This window comes from Rhodoferax ferrireducens (assembly GCF_003347515.1).
GTDB lineage: Bacteria > Pseudomonadota > Gammaproteobacteria > Burkholderiales > Burkholderiaceae_C > Rhodoferax.
The window spans coordinates 170676-185891 of the sequence record NZ_QEII01000315.1 but is presented as its reverse complement, the minus strand read 5'-3'; the positions used below and the strand labels follow the sequence as shown (position 1 = coordinate 185891).

General features: G+C 58.8%; 14 protein-coding genes. 4 read left to right on the top strand and 10 right to left on the bottom strand.

Going from position 1 to position 15216, the window contains the following annotated elements:
• Positions 1-41: 41 nt before the first annotated feature.
• The 10 genes from leuB to C5P05_RS27880 all read right to left on the bottom strand — a co-directional run bounded on the left by leuB (position 42) and on the right by C5P05_RS27880 (position 9579).
• The gene (leuB, locus tag C5P05_RS27930; RefSeq protein ID WP_114973132.1) at positions 42-1109 is read right to left on the bottom strand and encodes a 3-isopropylmalate dehydrogenase; all 1068 of its coding nucleotides are present in this window, start codon (positions 1107-1109) and stop codon (positions 42-44) included.
• Between the two features lie 90 nt (positions 1110-1199).
• Positions 1200-1850, bottom strand: coding sequence for a 3-isopropylmalate dehydratase small subunit (gene leuD, locus C5P05_RS27925; protein ID WP_114973131.1), 651 nt, complete (start codon positions 1848-1850; stop codon positions 1200-1202).
• 23 nt (positions 1851-1873) lie between these two features.
• Positions 1874-3322, bottom strand: coding sequence for a 3-isopropylmalate dehydratase large subunit (leuC, locus tag C5P05_RS27920; RefSeq protein ID WP_114973130.1), 1449 nt, complete (start codon positions 3320-3322; stop codon positions 1874-1876).
• A 112-nt stretch (positions 3323-3434) separates the two neighbouring features.
• On the bottom strand, positions 3435-4745 hold the full coding sequence (gene gltA / locus C5P05_RS27915) for a citrate synthase (protein ID WP_114973129.1): 1311 nt from the start codon (positions 4743-4745) through the stop codon (positions 3435-3437).
• Positions 4746-4755: 10 nt separating this feature from the next.
• Entirely contained in the window at positions 4756-5037 is a 282-nt protein-coding gene (locus C5P05_RS27910; RefSeq protein ID WP_232834685.1) for a succinate dehydrogenase assembly factor 2, read from the bottom strand.
• Positions 5038-5061: 24 nt separating this feature from the next.
• Positions 5062-5766, bottom strand: a complete 705-nt coding sequence (locus tag C5P05_RS27905; protein ID WP_114973127.1) for a succinate dehydrogenase iron-sulfur subunit — start codon at positions 5764-5766, stop codon at positions 5062-5064.
• Positions 5767-5798: 32 nt separating this feature from the next.
• Positions 5799-7595, bottom strand: a complete 1797-nt coding sequence (sdhA, locus tag C5P05_RS27900) for a succinate dehydrogenase flavoprotein subunit (protein WP_114973126.1) — start codon at positions 7593-7595, stop codon at positions 5799-5801.
• Between the two features lie 67 nt (positions 7596-7662).
• Complete coding sequence (sdhD, locus tag C5P05_RS27895) at positions 7663-8028, bottom strand: succinate dehydrogenase, hydrophobic membrane anchor protein (protein ID WP_114973125.1); 366 nt, start codon at positions 8026-8028, stop codon at positions 7663-7665.
• A 16-nt stretch (positions 8029-8044) separates the two neighbouring features.
• Positions 8045-8491, bottom strand: coding sequence for a succinate dehydrogenase, cytochrome b556 subunit (sdhC, locus tag C5P05_RS27890; RefSeq protein ID WP_114973124.1), 447 nt, complete (start codon positions 8489-8491; stop codon positions 8045-8047).
• A 284-nt stretch (positions 8492-8775) separates the two neighbouring features.
• The gene (locus C5P05_RS27880; RefSeq protein ID WP_114973122.1) at positions 8776-9579 is read right to left on the bottom strand and encodes a GntR family transcriptional regulator; all 804 of its coding nucleotides are present in this window, start codon (positions 9577-9579) and stop codon (positions 8776-8778) included.
• 177 nt (positions 9580-9756) lie between these two features.
• Here C5P05_RS27880 and C5P05_RS27875 point away from each other — a divergent pair, with 177 nt between their 5' ends.
• The 4 genes from C5P05_RS27875 to C5P05_RS27860 all read left to right on the top strand — a co-directional run bounded on the left by C5P05_RS27875 (position 9757) and on the right by C5P05_RS27860 (position 15109).
• A complete protein-coding gene (locus C5P05_RS27875; protein ID WP_114973121.1) occupies positions 9757-10743 on the top strand; it encodes a malate dehydrogenase in 987 nt (328 codons plus the stop codon).
• 12 nt (positions 10744-10755) lie between these two features.
• Positions 10756-11883: an HpcH/HpaI aldolase/citrate lyase family protein gene (locus C5P05_RS27870; protein WP_114973120.1), complete on the top strand. Its 1128-nt coding sequence runs from the start codon at positions 10756-10758 to the stop codon at positions 11881-11883.
• 26 nt (positions 11884-11909) lie between these two features.
• The gene (locus C5P05_RS27865; protein WP_114973214.1) at positions 11910-12446 is read left to right on the top strand and encodes a hypothetical protein; all 537 of its coding nucleotides are present in this window, start codon (positions 11910-11912) and stop codon (positions 12444-12446) included.
• Positions 12447-12511: 65 nt separating this feature from the next.
• Positions 12512-15109: a bifunctional aconitate hydratase 2/2-methylisocitrate dehydratase gene (locus C5P05_RS27860; RefSeq protein WP_114973119.1), complete on the top strand. Its 2598-nt coding sequence runs from the start codon at positions 12512-12514 to the stop codon at positions 15107-15109.
• Positions 15110-15216 lie beyond the last annotated feature (107 nt).

Genomic DNA, 15216 nt, shown 5'->3' with positions numbered 1-15216 from the left:
CGACAGGCCAGCGAGGTGCGACGGACTGGGTGCGTTGGTATTTACAGGGCCTTGACCACGGCAGCTCCCATTTCAACGGTGCTGACTCGGGTCGTACCTGCGCTGAAGATGTCGGCCGTGCGCAGGCCCTGTGCCAGCACTGCTTTAACGGCCGCCTCGATGCGCTGGGCCGCCGCTTCCTGGTTCAGGCTGAAGCGCAGCATCATGGCCGCACTCAAAATGGTCGCCAGCGGATTGGCGATGCCTTTGCCGGCGATGTCCGGCGCGCTGCCGTGGCTGGGCTCGTACAGACCCTGATTGCTGGCATTCAGCGAGGCCGACGGCAGCATGCCGATGGAGCCGGTGAGCATGGCGGCTTCGTCGCTCAGAATGTCGCCAAACATATTGCCGGTGACGACCACGTCAAATTTCTTGGGCGCGCGCACCAGCTGCATGGCGGCGTTGTCCACGTACATGTGGTCGAGTTCCACGTCGGGGTATTGCTGGCCGACTTCAGTGACCACGTCGCGCCAGAACTGGAAGGTTTCCAGCACATTGGCCTTGTCCACACTGGTCACGCGCTTGCTGCGTTTGCGGGCCGCCTGGAACGCGACGTGGGCAATGCGCTCGATCTCGGGGCGTGAATAGCGCATGGTGTCAAACGCTTCCTCGGCACCGGGGAAGTGCCCGTCCGTGGCCGTGCGGCGACCGCGCGGCTGGCCGAAGTAAATGTCACCGGTCAGTTCACGAATGATCAGGATGTCGAGGCCGGCAATCAGCTCGGGCTTGAGGCTCGATGCGTCCACCAGTTGCTCGTAGCAGATGGCGGGGCGGAAGTTGGCAAACAGGCCCAGGTTCTTGCGCAAACCCAGAATCGCCTGCTCGGGGCGCAACGGCCGGTCCAGCTTGTCGTATTTCCAGTCACCAACCGCACCAAACAGGATGGCATCTGCTTCCTTGGCCAGCTTGAGGGTCGCCTCAGGCAAGGGATGGCCATGGGCTTCGTAGGCGGCGCCACCGACCAGCGCGGTTTCCATCTCCAGCGGGAGATCAAGCGCCTTCAAAACCTTCACGGCCTCGGCCACAATTTCGGTACCAATGCCATCGCCGGGCAACACTGCAATTTTCATGATGAACCAGGTTCTTTCTAAAGTATTGTGAACAGCGCGTGCTCGCTACGGGTAGCGGCTATCCCGCAATGAAATAAAATTTATAGCAGCTTACGCAATCAGCGTGCGGGCTAGCCAAGGTTTTTGTGCTAAACGTTGGGCTTCAAAGGCCTTGATCTTGTCCGCCTGGCGCAAGGTCAGGCCAATGTCGTCAAAGCCATTGAGCAGGCAGTATTTGCGAAAGGCCTGCACCTCGAAGACCAGTTCTGTTCCGTCCGGTTTGATGATGACCTGGCGTTCCAGATCGATGGTCAGCGCATAGCCCGGGAAGGCTGCTGCCTCATCAAACAGCTGGCTGACCTGGATTTCGCTCAGCACAATCGGCAGCAAGCCGTTTTTGAAGCTGTTGTTGAAAAAAATGTCAGCGTAGCTCGGCGCAATGATGGCGCGAAACCCGTATTGATCGAGCGCCCAGGGGGCATGCTCACGCGATGAGCCGCAGCCAAAGTTTTTGCGCGCCAGCAAAATGGCGGCGCCCTGGTAACGGGGCTGGTTCAAGACAAAGTCTGGATTCGGCTTGCGGCTGGCGGGATCCTGACCGGGGAAGCCCGCGTCCAGGTAACGCCACTCGTCAAACAGATTCTGGCCAAACCCGGTCTTGCGGATGGACTTCAGGAATTGCTTGGGAATGATGGCGTCGGTATCGACGTTCTCTCGGTCCATGGGCGCAACCAGGCCCTTGAGCAGGGTGAATTTTTGCATATTGGTTTCCTTGGCCTGTCCGCTCAAATGAATTTTCTGACGTCTACAAAATGGCCGTGAATGGCGGCCGCAGCGGCCATTGCGGGGCTGACCAGGTGCGTGCGTCCCCCGGCCCCCTGACGACCCTCAAAATTGCGGTTGCTGGTGGATGCGCAGCGCTCACCCGGCTCCAGCCGGTCGGCGTTCATGGCCAGGCACATGGAACATCCAGGCTCGCGCCACTCGAAGCCGGCGGCCTTGAATATCTCATGCAGGCCTTCGCGCTCAGCCTGTTCCTTGACCAGACCCGAGCCCGGCACCACCATGGCCAGCTTGACATTTTTGGCCACTTTTTGTCCCAGTTTCTTGACCAGCGCAGCGGCTTCACGCATGTCTTCAATCCGGCTGTTGGTGCAGGAGCCAATGAAGACCTTGTCCACATAGAGATCGTCGAGCGCCTTGCCGGGCTCCAGCCCCATGTAGACCAGGGCGCGTTCTATGGCAGCGCGTTTGTTGGCATCTTTCTCTTTGTCGGGATCGGGCACGCGGCTGTCAATGCCCAGCACCATCTCGGGCGAGGTTCCCCAGGTGACTTGCGGAATGATCTGGGCGGCATCCAGTTCAACAACGGTGTCGAAGTGGGCATCGGCGTCAGAGTGCAAGGTCTTCCAGTAAGCCACCGCCTGGTCCCATTCGACCGCGGCGGCTGAGTCATTGGCGGCATTGTGCCCCGGCGCCAAGGGCCGGCCCTTGACGTAGTCGATGGTTTTTTCGTCCACCGCCACCAAGCCGGCACGCGCACCGGCTTCGATGGCCATATTGCACACGGTCATGCGGCCTTCCATGCTCAAAGCGCGAATGGCCGAACCCGCAAATTCAATGGTGTAGCCCGTGCCGCCCGCCGTGCCGATCTTGCCAATGATGGCCAGCACGATATCTTTGCCGCCACAGCCTCGCGGCACTGTGCCGTCGACCCGCACCAGCATGTTTTTCGCTTTTTTGGCCAAGAGGGTCTGCGTGGCCATCACGTGTTCGACTTCGCTGGTCCCGATGCCATGGGCCAGCGCGCCAAAGGCGCCGTGGGTCGAAGTGTGCGAGTCACCGCAGACCACCGTCATGCCGGGGAGGGTGGCGCCGTTCTCTGGTCCGATGACGTGGACAATGCCTTGTCGTTTAGACAGGAAGGGGAAGTAAGCGGCCGCGCCGTACTCCCGCATATTGGTGTCCAGCATCATGACCTGCTCTTTGCTGGTCGGGTCAGTGATGCCGTCATAGCCCAACTCCCAGCCGGTGGTGGGCGTGTTGTGGTCGGCGGTGGCAACGATGGAGCTGACGCGCCACACCTTGCGCCCCGCCTGGCGCAGCCCTTCAAAGGCTTGCGGGCTGGTGACTTCATGCACCAGATGGCGGTCTATGTAGAGGATGGCTGTGCCATCTTCTTCGGTGTGAACAACGTGTTCGTCCCAGAGTTTGTCGTAGAGGGTGCGTCCCATATGGTTTTTCCTTGGCAATCCATCATTTTAATCGGCACGGAGAACCCGCACACTGCAGGCGAAAAAACGCCCGCCGGTGTTGCCAACGGCGGGCGTTTTAAATGAGAAAGGCCTAGCGCTGGGAAATCGGCAGCACGTCGCGACTCACAGACCCGGTGAACAGCTGGCGCGGACGACCAATCTTGTACTCGGGGTCACCAATCATTTCGTTCAACTGCGCAATCCAGCCGACGGTGCGCGCCAACGCGAAAACGGCGGTGAACAGGCCGACCGGAATACCAATGGCGCGCTGCACGATACCGGAGTAGAAGTCCACGTTGGGGTAGAGCTTGCGTGACACAAAATACTCGTCTTCCAGCGCAATTTTTTCCAGCGCCATCGCCAGTTTGAAGAGGGGATCGTTCTCCAGTCCGAGCGACGCGAGAACTTCCTTGCAGGTTTCCTGCATGAGTTTGGCGCGCGGGTCGTAGTTCTTGTAAACCCGGTGTCCAAAGCCCATCAGCTTGACGCCGGAATTTTTGTCCTTGACCTGCTCCATGAACTGGCCAACCTTGGCAATGCCACCCATTTTCTGGATGTCTTCCAGCATGTTCAGGCAGGCTTCATTGGCGCCACCGTGCGCCGGGCCCCACAGGCAGGCCACGCCCGCAGCAATGGCCGCAAACGGGTTGGTGCCGGAGCTGCCGCACAGACGGACGGTGGACGTGGACGCGTTTTGTTCGTGGTCGGCGTGCAGCACGAAGATGCGGTCCAGCGCGCGTTCGATGACGGGGTTGACCACATATTCTTCACACGGGGTGGCGAACATCATGTGCAGGAAGTTGCCTGAGTAGCTCAGGTTGTTCTTGGGATACATGTATGGCTGGCCGGCACTGTACTTGTACGCCATGGCCACCAGGGTGGGCATCTTGGCGATCAAGCGGATGGCCGAAATTTCGCGGTGTTCCGGGTTGTTGATGTCGGTGCTGTCGTGATAAAAGGCCGACAAAGCGCCCACCAGACCGGTCATGATGGCCATGGGATGCGCATCGCGACGGAAGCCACGCAGGAAAAACTGCATCTGCTCGTTCACCATCGTGTGGTTGGTCACGCGCTTGACGAAAGCTGCTTTTGCCGCGACATCCGGCAGGTTGCCATAGAGCAGTAGATGGCAGGTTTCCATGAAGTCGCAGTTGGTTGCCAACTGCTCAATCGGGTAACCCCGGTACAGCAGTTCGCCCTTGTCGCCATCGATGTAGGTGATGGCTGATTGGCACGACGCCGTGGACAGAAAGCCCGGATCGTAGGTGAACTTGCCGGTTTGGGCATACAGCTTGCGGATGTCTATGACATCTGGCCCAACACTACCCTGGTACACGGGCAGGTCAACGCTGGGGCTGCCGTTACTGAACGACAGGGTGGCTTTGTTGTCAGCTAATTTCATTCTTTACCTCTCAAAGAGTTTCTCTCAACATACCTAAAACTTCACGTACATCGTCTCGGTCCAGATCGGCATCGACTTGCGCAATCGTTTTGCGCGCCAGGTGCAGGTCCAGAAGGTCGTGGTCGCTTAGCGTCATTAAAGCGCTCAGACCTTGCGATTGCTTGACGGTCAGGCTGGATTCAAAACGCCGGAAGAACCGTTCGATAAAAATATCGTTCTCCAGCAGGCCGCGGCGGCAACGCCATTTCAGCTTGCTCAGAGCACGCTCATCGATCAATTCACCGGTGTTCATCACAGCACAGCTTTCCATGTCCGGTCACACCGTGCGCAGAACCATCATTTCTTTGATCTTGCCGATGGCCCGAGTGGGGTTCAATCCCTTGGGGCAAACGTCAACGCAATTCATGATGGTGTGGCAACGGAATAGGCGGTAAGGGTCTTCCAGGTTGTCCAGTCGTTCGCCAGTCGCTTCGTCGCGGCTGTCGGCGATGAAGCGGTAGGCTTGCAACAGACCTGCCGGACCGACAAACTTGTCGGGGTTCCACCAGAAGCTGGGGCAGGAGGTGGAGCAGCTCGCGCACAGGATGCACTCATATAGACCGTTGAGCTCATCGCGCTCTTCCGGACTTTGCAGGCGCTCTTTTTCAGGCGGCAGATTGTCGTTGATCAAATACGGTTTGATCGAGTTGTACTGCTTGAAGAACTGCGTCATGTCGACAATCAGGTCGCGTACAACCGGCAGTCCTGGCAGTGGCTTCAGGACAATCGTGCCAGTCAAAGTCAGCATATTGGTCAGGCATGCCAGGCCGTTCTTGCCGTTGATGTTCATCGCATCGGAACCACAGACACCTTCGCGGCACGAGCGGCGAAAACTGATGGTGGGGTCCAGCGCCTTGAGCTTCATCAAGGCATCGAGCAGCATGCGCTCGCTGCCGTCAAGCTCCACCTCAATGGTCTGCATGTACGGCTTGGCGTCGGTATCAGGGTCGTAACGGTAAATCTGGAATGTGCGTTTGGACATGGGATGTTCTCGCTGATCTGGTTGGCTTTGACTTAGAAGCTGCGCACGGTAAGGGGCACGGATTCGACCGTCAGGGGTTTCATCTGTACTGGCTTGTAGGCCAGGCGACTGCCTTCGCTGTACCAGAGGGTGTGCTTGTGCCAATCGGTGTCGTTGCGTCCGTTCGGGTTCGTGGCGGTATCACCATAGTCATTGACCGAATGCGCACCACGGCTTTCATGGCGGGCAGCGGCAGAGACGATCGTGGCTTGTGCCACTTCAATCAGGTTTTCAACTTCCAGCGCCTCGATGCGAGCGGTGTTGAATATCTTGGACTTGTCTTTCAGATTGATGGTCTTGACCCGCTCGCGCAAGGCCGCAATTTTGATCACGCCTTCGTCCATGGCCGCCTGGGTGCGGAATACGCCTGCATGTTGTTGCATGGTGGCGCGGATGTCGTCAGCCACATCTTGCGCGTACTCGCCGCTGGTCGCGTTGTCCAGGCGCGCGATGCGTGCCAGCGTCGCGTCGGCAGCATCGACCGGGAGGGGCTTGTGCTCGGCGTTGGCTTGATTGAACTCAACAATGTGATTGCCGGCCGCGCGGCCGAACACCAGCAGATCCAGCAGCGAATTGGTGCCCAGGCGGTTGGCGCCGTGCACGCTGACGCAAGAGCATTCGCCGACGGCGTACAGGCCGTTGACGACCTCACTCTTGTTGTCGGCGTTCTGCGTGACCACCTGGCCGTGGATATTGGTTGGGATACCACCCATTTGGTAATGGATGGTAGGTACGACCGGAATCGGCTCCTTGGTGATGTCGACGTTGGCAAAGTTATGGCCGATCTCGAACACCGAGGGCAGGCGCTTCATGATGGTCTCGGCGCCCAGGTGGGTCATGTCGAGGTTGATGTAGTCTTTGTTGGGGCCACAACCGCGGCCTTCCTTGATTTCCTGGTCCATGCAGCGCGACACATAGTCGCGGGGCGATAAATCCTTGTAGGCGGGCGCATAGCGCTCCATGAAGCGTTCGCCATTGCTGTTGCGCAAAATGGCGCCTTCGCCTCGGCAGCCTTCGGTCAGCAGCACGCCGGCACCGTGCACGCCGGTGGGATGGAACTGCCAGAATTCCATGTCTTCCAGTGGGATACCGGCTCGTGCGGCCATGCCCAGACCGTCGCCGGTGTTGATGAAGGCATTGGTCGAGGCGGCAAAAATGCGTCCGGCACCGCCGGTCGCCAGCAAGGTCGTCTTGGCTTCAAAAATGTGCACGTCACCGGTTTCCATTTCCAGTGCTGTGACGCCCACCACATCGCCGGCTTCATCACGGATCAGGTCCATGGCCAGCCACTCGACGAAGAAACTGGTTTTCTCTTTCACGTTTTGCTGGTACAGCGTGTGCAACATGGCGTGGCCGGTGCGGTCGGCTGCGGCACAGGCGCGTTGCACGGGTTTCTCGCCGTAGTTGGCGGTGTGGCCGCCAAATGGACGCTGGTAAATCGTGCCGTCGGGGTTACGGTCAAACGGCATGCCCATGTGCTCCAGGTCGTACACGACCTTGGGTGCTTCACGGCACATGTATTCGATCGCGTCCTGGTCGCCGAGCCAGTCGGAACCTTTGACGGTGTCGTAGAAGTGATAGTGCCAGTTGTCTTCGGCCATGTTGCCCAGGGAGGCGCCAATGCCGCCTTGGGCTGCCACGGTATGTGAACGCGTGGGGAATACTTTGGAGAGCACGGCCACTTTCAGGCCGGCGCGAGCCAGTTGCAGTGAAGCGCGCATGCCGGAGCCACCGGCACCAACGATAACGACGTCAAATTTGCGCTTGGGGAGTTTTGATGTAGCGGTCATGATTCTTGTTGAGTCTTGGTTGTCAGAAGCGGCCGGAGGTGGCTTGTAAACGTCTTGTCTGGACGTCTTAGAGGCGCCAAAGGATCTGAATACCCCAGCCAGCGCAAGCGACCAGCCAGACAATGGTAAAAACCTGCAGGGTCAGGCGCAGTCCGACTGGCTTGATGTAATCCATCCAGATGTCGCGCATGCCGAGCCAGACGTGGTACAGCAGGGCGATGATGACGGTGAAGGTCAATGCCTTCATCCACTGGGATGAAAAGATGCCAGCCCACTGGTCGTAGCCGATCGGGCCCTTGCTGAAAATCACCTGGGCCAGAACCAGCAAGGTGAAGAGGGCCATCAAGGCTGCCGTCACGCGCTGGCCGAGCCAGTCACGCAGACCGTAGTGAGCGCCGACAACGATGCGTTTGGAGCCGTAATTAACAGACATGGTGTGTTCCTTTTAATTAATAGAGGCCAAACAGCTTGGCGCCGAGCACGACCGCAAGGCCAATGCTCACGGCCAGCGTGAACGTGGCGGACGATCTGCCGAACTCCTTGCTGACCGCGTCGTGATGGGTGTCCATCCAGAGGTGACGAATGCCGGCGATGAAGTGGTGCAGATAGGCCCAGATCAACGCCAGTGCGACCAGTTTCCAAATGAAGCCCGGTAGGCCCAACATGCCGATATTGAACGCCGACTTGAATTTGGCAAAAGAGATTTCGGAGGAAACCGAGTTGTCAAACATCCAGATGATGAAGGGCATCAGGATAAACATGATGGCCCCGCTGACGCGGTGCAAGATCGACACGAGGCCTGCAAGGGGCAACCGGTAGGTGGGAAGGTCGGTGAAGGCGTTGATGTTACGGAACTCGGGGCGCTTTTTCGCGGAGCTTGTCGCTGATTCGGACATACTTGGCTTTCTATGTTTTGAGTAACTGCTTGGTAACTGGCAAAGAGCTGGTTACCCTGAAATTCTATTGCAATGCAGCATGGATCTCGGCTTGGGCTGGTCGAGGCGGGTAATTTTTGTCATAAAAATAGCGTTTCAAATCGTATTTGCCCCATCGCAGTGCATCGTTTGCCGTAGCCTGACGCGAGCTTGACAAACTGCACTGATCTGCCGGCAAACTCTCACAAGCAAGGCCGATTTTGCAGGGGAGTGATGACTCGCGGTCTTTGAATTCCATGGCTCTTCTAGCTCAAGGTGTTGTGGTAGTGATGGGTATCGGTGCGGTAGTAGCCGCGGCGCAGTTCCATGGGAACATCTTTGTAGGTGTAGGCGATGCGCTCCACGCTCAGCAATGGTGCGCCATGTTCTACCTTCAATAGCATTTCACGCCCGTCGGTGGCGGGTTCCGCGCGAATTTTTTCTTCGGCGCGCACCATGCGTACATTGAATTCGGTTTCAAACAAGGCGTACATGGGGCCCTGGTAGTTGGCCAGGCGTTCAGCGGTCAAACCTTTGAAGGGGGCGGCGGGTAGCCAGATGTCTTCCAAAATTGTGGGCGAGCCGGCAAAACTCAAAACCCGGCGGACTTGCAGAACGGGGTCGCCAGTGCGCAATGCCAGCGCCCGCGCAACGTCGGCGCTGGCGCGAGCGCGACGGCATTCAACAATGTCGCGCTGGGCCGGGCCTTCGCTGCCCGGAGTGCCGCTGTCGGGGACGAGTTTCAGGAAGCGAAACTGCACATGCTGCTCGGCGTGGGTGGCCACAAAAGTGCCCTTGCCTTGACGACGCACCAGTAAATTCTCGGCGGCGAGTTCGTCAATCGCCTTGCGTACTGTGCCCTGACTGACGCGAAAGCGTGCGGCCAACTCCATTTCGCTGGGAATGGCTTCGCCCGGTTTCCATTCGCCAAGCCGCAGGCTGTTCAGTATCAAGCCCTTGATTTGCTGGTACAAAGGGCTGAAAGCGGGCGTGAGCTGACCGCCGGCGATGCTGCCGCTGTCGGGGTTTGTAGGTGTGATACCAGCTGAAGGGACGGGTGTGGCGGACATGGAGGATTGACCCACGCAAGTTTTGGGGACAAGCCGAATCATATCTTATATAAGACATAAGACAAGTTGACGAGGCCTGGTTTTCCAGAGTAAACTTGACGCGCATTCTGGGGGGCTCCGGCAACAGTGAAGAGCCACCACCAGCACCCGTTTCACAACACTTCTGGAGTTCTCGCCATGAGCAAAAAACCCGTCCGCGTCGCCGTCACCGGTGCAGCTGGTCAAATTGGTTACGCAATCCTGTTTCGCATCGCCTCCGGCGAAATGCTGGGCAAAGACCAACCCGTGATCCTGCAATTGCTTGAAGTTCCCTTTGAAAAGCCCCAGCAAGCGCTGCAAGGCGTGATGATGGAGCTGCAAGATTGCGCATTCCCCTTGCTGGTCGGCATGGAAGCCCACGGCGACCCGATGACCGCATTCAAGGATGTTGACTATGCCCTGCTGATTGGTTCGCGTCCTCGCGGCCCCGGCATGGAGCGCGCTGAATTGCTGGCAGTCAATGCCGAAATTTTCACGGCCCAGGGCAAGGCATTGAATGCCGTCGCCAGCCGCAACGTCAAGGTGCTGGTGGTCGGTAACCCCGCCAACACCAATGCCTACATTGCCATGAAGAGCGCCCCGGATCTGCCGCGCAAGAACTTCACCGCCATGCTGCGCCTGGACCACAACCGCGCCCTGAGCCAGATCGCTGCCAAGACCGGCAAACCCGTAGCTGACATCGAAAAATTGACTGTATGGGGCAACCACTCGCCCACCATGTATGCCGACTACCGCTTCGCCACCATCAACGGCGCCAGCGTCAAGGACATGATCAACGACCAGGACTGGAACGCCAACACCTTCCTGCCCACCGTGGGCAAGCGCGGTGCCGCCATCATTGCCGCCCGTGGCGTGTCATCGGCGGCTTCCGCTGCCAATGCTGCGATTGACCACATGCGCGACTGGGCGCTGGGCACCAACGGCAAGTGGGTGACCATGGGTATCCCATCGGATGGCCAGTACGGCATTCCCAAAGACACGATGTTCGGCTTTGCCGTGACCTGCGAAGGTGGCGAATACACGGTTGTTCAAGACCTGCCAATTGACGCGTTCAGCCAGGAATGCATCAACAAGACCCTGAAAGAGCTGCAGGACGAGCAAGCCGGCGTCGCCCACCTGCTGTAAGTCCTGGACGCGATGAGTGCCGCCGGGCTGTCCCAAGGCGCGAAGGACCTCTCGGGGGGCCGCGTAGCGCACGAAGTGGCAAGCGTGGGGGCGCGTCGGCATCCACGCGACGTTCTTCTTGGCGCTCAGTCCACAGCGGCTTCCTTGCCGGTGTGTGACCATTATTGCGGCGTGGAGGCGCGGATGCGCAAGAGCCTGGCTTTGCAGGCTGAAATGTCCCAGGAGTTCGGCGCCTGCGTTTTTGACGTGACGCTGGACTGCGAAGATGGCGCCCCGGTGGGGGGCGAAAAGGACCATGCCAATATGGTCGTAGCCCTCGCCAATCAAGCGCAAGTAGCTATTAAAACTGTAGTAAATAGCATTGCTGTCCGCGTTGCGGTGCGGGTGCATCCGGTGGATCACCCGGCGTTTGGGCAGGATGTGGACATCATTGTTGGCGGCGCGGCCACCAGCTTGTGTCACTTGATGATTCCCAAGATTGAGACGGTCGAAGAGGTCGAGCAGGCGGTGCAATGGGTGGATCGGGCCGCCCTCAAGGCCGGGCGCACGGATCTTTTGCCGCTGCATGTATTGATTGAATCCCCGGCCGCCGTTCATCGCGCCTTCGAGATTGCGGCGCATCCCCGGGTTCAGTCCATCAGTTTTGGTTTGATGGACTTTGTCTCAAGCCACGGTGGCGCGATTCCGGCCAGCGCGATGGGCATTCATGCCGACCAGCACAGCATGGAACTGGATCAGTTCACGCACCCGCTGGTGCTTCGTGCCAAGCTCGAAATAGCGTCAGCGTGCCATGCTTTTGGCAAAGTACCGGCCCATTGTGTGGTAACCGAATTCAACGATATGGGTGCTGTGCAGGCGGCTGCCACCCGGGCCTCGCGCGCCTTGGGCTACACCCGTATGTGGAGCATTCACCCGAGTCAGATCAGGCCGATTCTGGAGGCTTTTGCCCCCCAGGCGCAAGAAATTGAGCTGGCGACAACTATCGTGATGGCCGCCGCGCAGGCCGACTGGGCGCCCATTTCTTACGACGGAAAACTGCATGACCGTGCAAGTTACCGCTATTTTTGGCAAGTGCTGGAGCGGGCACACCAGACCGGTCGACATCTCCCCGATGAAGCCCGGGCCTATTTTTTCGGCTAAAGACCCCCTAACTGAGCTTACGAATGATGAAAAAACTTCTCGCATCTATTTTCCTGTTGGTGCTGCCCGTTGCGCTGATGGCGCAGGAACCTGCCAAGAAAACAGTCAAAAAGGCCAAACAGCCGACGGCCAGTCGAGTGGAAGCCAAAACCACAGCCAATCAGATTGCGGCAGGCATCATGGCCGCAGAGGCCGCCTTGACGCCGGCCGAACTGGCCATTGCCGAGCGGGTCTACCAGGGCAAGTTGCCGTGCGAATTGGGTGCTTTTGTCACTTTGACGGCCGACGAAAAATCGCCGGGCTACTTCGATGTGCAAATCAAACAGCAGAAATACCGTATGTTTCCGGTGGTCACCAGCACGGGCGCCATCCGACTGGAAGACCAGAAGATCGGGGCCGTGTGGCTGCAGTTGGCCAACAAGTCCATGCTGATGAATCAGAAGCTCGGGCAGCGACTGGCCGATGAATGCATGAGTCCGGATCAGGCCGCCGTGGCTCAGCGGTTGATCAAGAATCCCGCGCCCAGCATACTCGATGCGCCCGCCGTGATCATTACCAAATAGATAGCACATCAAGTCCCTTTCATAAGGGACTGGAACCATTTTCATTGATTAATAAGGAGTTGACCATGTTGCAAACCTACCGTGTCCACGTCGGCGAACGCGCCGCCCTCGGCATTCCGCCATTGCCCTTGTCCGCCAAGCAAACCGGCGAGCTCATCGAGCTGCTGAAAAATCCACCGCAGGGTGAAGAGCCCACGCTGGTGGACCTGATCACGCATCGCGTACCGGCTGGCGTGGATGACGCGGCCAAGGTCAAAGCCAGCTACCTGGCTGCCGTGGCACATGGCACCGAAAAATGCCCCTTGATCTCCCGTGAAAAAGCGACGGAACTGCTGGGCACCATGCTCGGCGGCTACAACATCAGCCCGCTGGTGGACTTGCTCGACGACGCGGTCGTGGCTGAAGTGGCCGCCAATGGGCTGAAGAAAACCTTGCTGATGTTCGACCAGTTCCATGACGTCAAGGAAAAAGCCGACAAGGGCAACGCGCAAGCTAAAGCCGTGCTGCAGAGCTGGGCTGATGCCGAGTGGTTTACCTCGCGCCCCGAAGTGCCGCAATCGATCACGCTCACCGTGTTCAAAGTCGAAGGCGAAATCAACACCGATGACCTGTCGCCCGCGCCTGACGCTTTCAGCCGTCCCGACATCCCCATGCACGCCCTGGCGATGCACAAGAACGCCCGTCCCGGCATCGTTCCGGAAGAAGACGGCAAACGTGGCCCGGTCAAGTTCTTTGATGAGCTCAAAGCCAAGGGCAATCTCGTGGCCTACGTCGGCGATGTGGTCGGTACCGGTTCATCACGCAAATCCGCCACCAACTCGGTGCTGTGGTTCACGGGCGAAGACATTCCGTTCGTGCCGAACAAGCGCTTCGGCGGTGTCTGCCTCGGCAGCAAGATTGCGCCGATTTTCTACAACACCATGGAAGACTCGGGTGCCCTGCCAATCGAGTTGGACGTGAGCGCCATGAACATGGGTGACGTGGTGGAATTGCGGCCTTATGACGGCAAGGCACTCAAAAATGGCAAGGTGATTGCCGAGTTCAAGGTCAAGAGCGAGGTACTGTTTGACGAAGTGCGCGCCGGTGGCCGTATTCCGCTGATCATTGGCCGTGGCCTGACGTCCAAGGCGCGCGAAGCCCTGGGCCTGCCGGTCAGCACGTTGTTCCGTCTGCCACAAAACCCGGTAGACACCAAAAAAGGCTTCACGCTGGCGCAAAAAATGGTCGGTCGTGCCTGCGGTTTGCCGGAAGGCCAGGGCGTTCGCCCTGGTACTTACTGCGAGCCCAAAATGACCAGCGTGGGTTCGCAAGACACCACCGGCCCGATGACCCGCGACGAGCTGAAGGATCTGGCTTGCCTGGGCTTCAGCGCCGATCTGGTGATGCAGTCGTTCTGCCACACGGCCGCCTACCCCAAGCCGGTGGACGTGAAGATGCACCACGAGCTGCCTGAATTCATGAGCACCCGCGGCGGTGTGCCGCTGCGTCCCGGTGACGGCATCATCCACAGCTGGCTTAACCGCATGTTGTTACCCGATACCGTGGGCACTGGCGGCGACAGCCACACCCGCTTCCCAATCGGCATCAGTTTCCCCGCCGGCTCCGGTCTGGTCGCGTTTGGTGCCGCTACCGGCGTCATGCCACTGGACATGCCCGAGAGCGTGCTGGTGCGTTTCAAAGGCAAGATGCAATCCGGCATCACGCTGCGCGATCTGGTTAACGCCATTCCGCTGTACGCCATCAAGGCCGGTTTGCTGACGGTGGCCAAGCAGGGCAAGAAGAACATCTTCTCCGGTCGCATCCTGGAAATTGAAGGCCTGCCCGACCTCAAGGTGGAGCAGGCGTTCGAATTGAGCGATGCCTCCGCTGAGCGCAGCGCCGGTGGTTGCACCGTGCATCTGAACAAAGAGCCAATCATCGAGTACATCACCAGCAACATCACGATGTTGAAGTGGATGATCGCCACCGGTTACTCCGACGTGCGCACCATCAACCGCCGTATCAAGGCGATGGAAGCCTGGTTGGCCAACCCCCAGTTGCTCAAGGGCGACGCCGATGCTGACTACGCTGCCGTCATCGAGATTGATCTGGCGGATATTCACGAGCCTATCGTGGCCTGCCCGAACGATCCAGACGATGTGAAAACGCTGTCCGACGTCGCCGGTGCCAAGATCGAGGAAGTCTTCATCGGCTCTTGCATGACCAACATCGGCCATTTCCGCGCCGCAAGCAAGCTGTTGGAAAACAAGCGCGACATCCCGGTCAAGCTGTGGATGGCACCGCCCACCAAGATGGACGCCAAGCAGTTGAGCGAAGAAGGCCATTATGGCGTGCTCGGCGCTGCTGGTGCGCGCATGGAAATGCCGGGTTGCAGCCTGTGCATGGGCAATCAGGCGCAGGTTAAAGAGGGCGCTACGGTGTTCTCGACTTCAACGCGCAACTTCCCGAATCGTCTGGGCAAGAACAGCTTTGTGTACTTGGGTAGCGCCGAACTGGCTGCCATCTGTTCCAAGCTGGGTCGCATCCCGACCAAAGCCGAGTACATGGCCGACATGGGCGTGCTGACGGCCGCCAGCGACAAGGTCTATCAGTACCTGAACTTTGACAAGGTGCAGGACTACACGGACGCAGCCGCCTCCGTCAAGGACAGCGTCGCGGTTTAAACAAACTGACGCGGCCCGGCACTGGCTGGGCGTGACTACTTTGAAGCGCCCCCGCAACCCAGGTTGCGGGGGCGCTTTTTCGTATCTGGCGCTGGATGATGGCTACG

Bases quoted from the DNA above. Each gene is read 5' to 3' on its own strand.
- leuB (WP_114973132.1), bottom strand. From the start codon at position 1,109: ATGAAAATTGCAGTGTTGCCCGGCGATGGCATTGGTACCGAAATTGTG.
- C5P05_RS27905 (WP_114973127.1), bottom strand. From the start codon at position 5,766: ATGTCCAAACGCACATTCCAGATTTACCGTTACGACCCTGATACCGAC.
- C5P05_RS27875 (WP_114973121.1), top strand. From the start codon at position 9,757: ATGAGCAAAAAACCCGTCCGCGTCGCCGTCACCGGTGCAGCTGGTCAA.
- gltA (WP_114973129.1), bottom strand. From the start codon at position 4,745: ATGAAATTAGCTGACAACAAAGCCACCCTGTCGTTCAGTAACGGCAGC.
- C5P05_RS27870 (WP_114973120.1), top strand. From the start codon at position 10,756: ATGAGTGCCGCCGGGCTGTCCCAAGGCGCGAAGGACCTCTCGGGGGGC.
- leuC (WP_114973130.1), bottom strand. From the start codon at position 3,322: ATGGGACGCACCCTCTACGACAAACTCTGGGACGAACACGTTGTTCAC.
- C5P05_RS27910 (WP_232834685.1), bottom strand. From the start codon at position 5,037: ATGAACACCGGTGAATTGATCGATGAGCGTGCTCTGAGCAAGCTGAAA.
- sdhC (WP_114973124.1), bottom strand. From the start codon at position 8,491: ATGTCCGAATCAGCGACAAGCTCCGCGAAAAAGCGCCCCGAGTTCCGT.
- C5P05_RS27880 (WP_114973122.1), bottom strand. From the start codon at position 9,579: ATGTCCGCCACACCCGTCCCTTCAGCTGGTATCACACCTACAAACCCC.
- leuD (WP_114973131.1), bottom strand. From the start codon at position 1,850: ATGCAAAAATTCACCCTGCTCAAGGGCCTGGTTGCGCCCATGGACCGA.
- sdhD (WP_114973125.1), bottom strand. From the start codon at position 8,028: ATGTCTGTTAATTACGGCTCCAAACGCATCGTTGTCGGCGCTCACTAC.
- C5P05_RS27860 (WP_114973119.1), top strand. From the start codon at position 12,512: ATGTTGCAAACCTACCGTGTCCACGTCGGCGAACGCGCCGCCCTCGGC.
- sdhA (WP_114973126.1), bottom strand. From the start codon at position 7,595: ATGACCGCTACATCAAAACTCCCCAAGCGCAAATTTGACGTCGTTATC.
- C5P05_RS27865 (WP_114973214.1), top strand. From the start codon at position 11,910: ATGAAAAAACTTCTCGCATCTATTTTCCTGTTGGTGCTGCCCGTTGCG.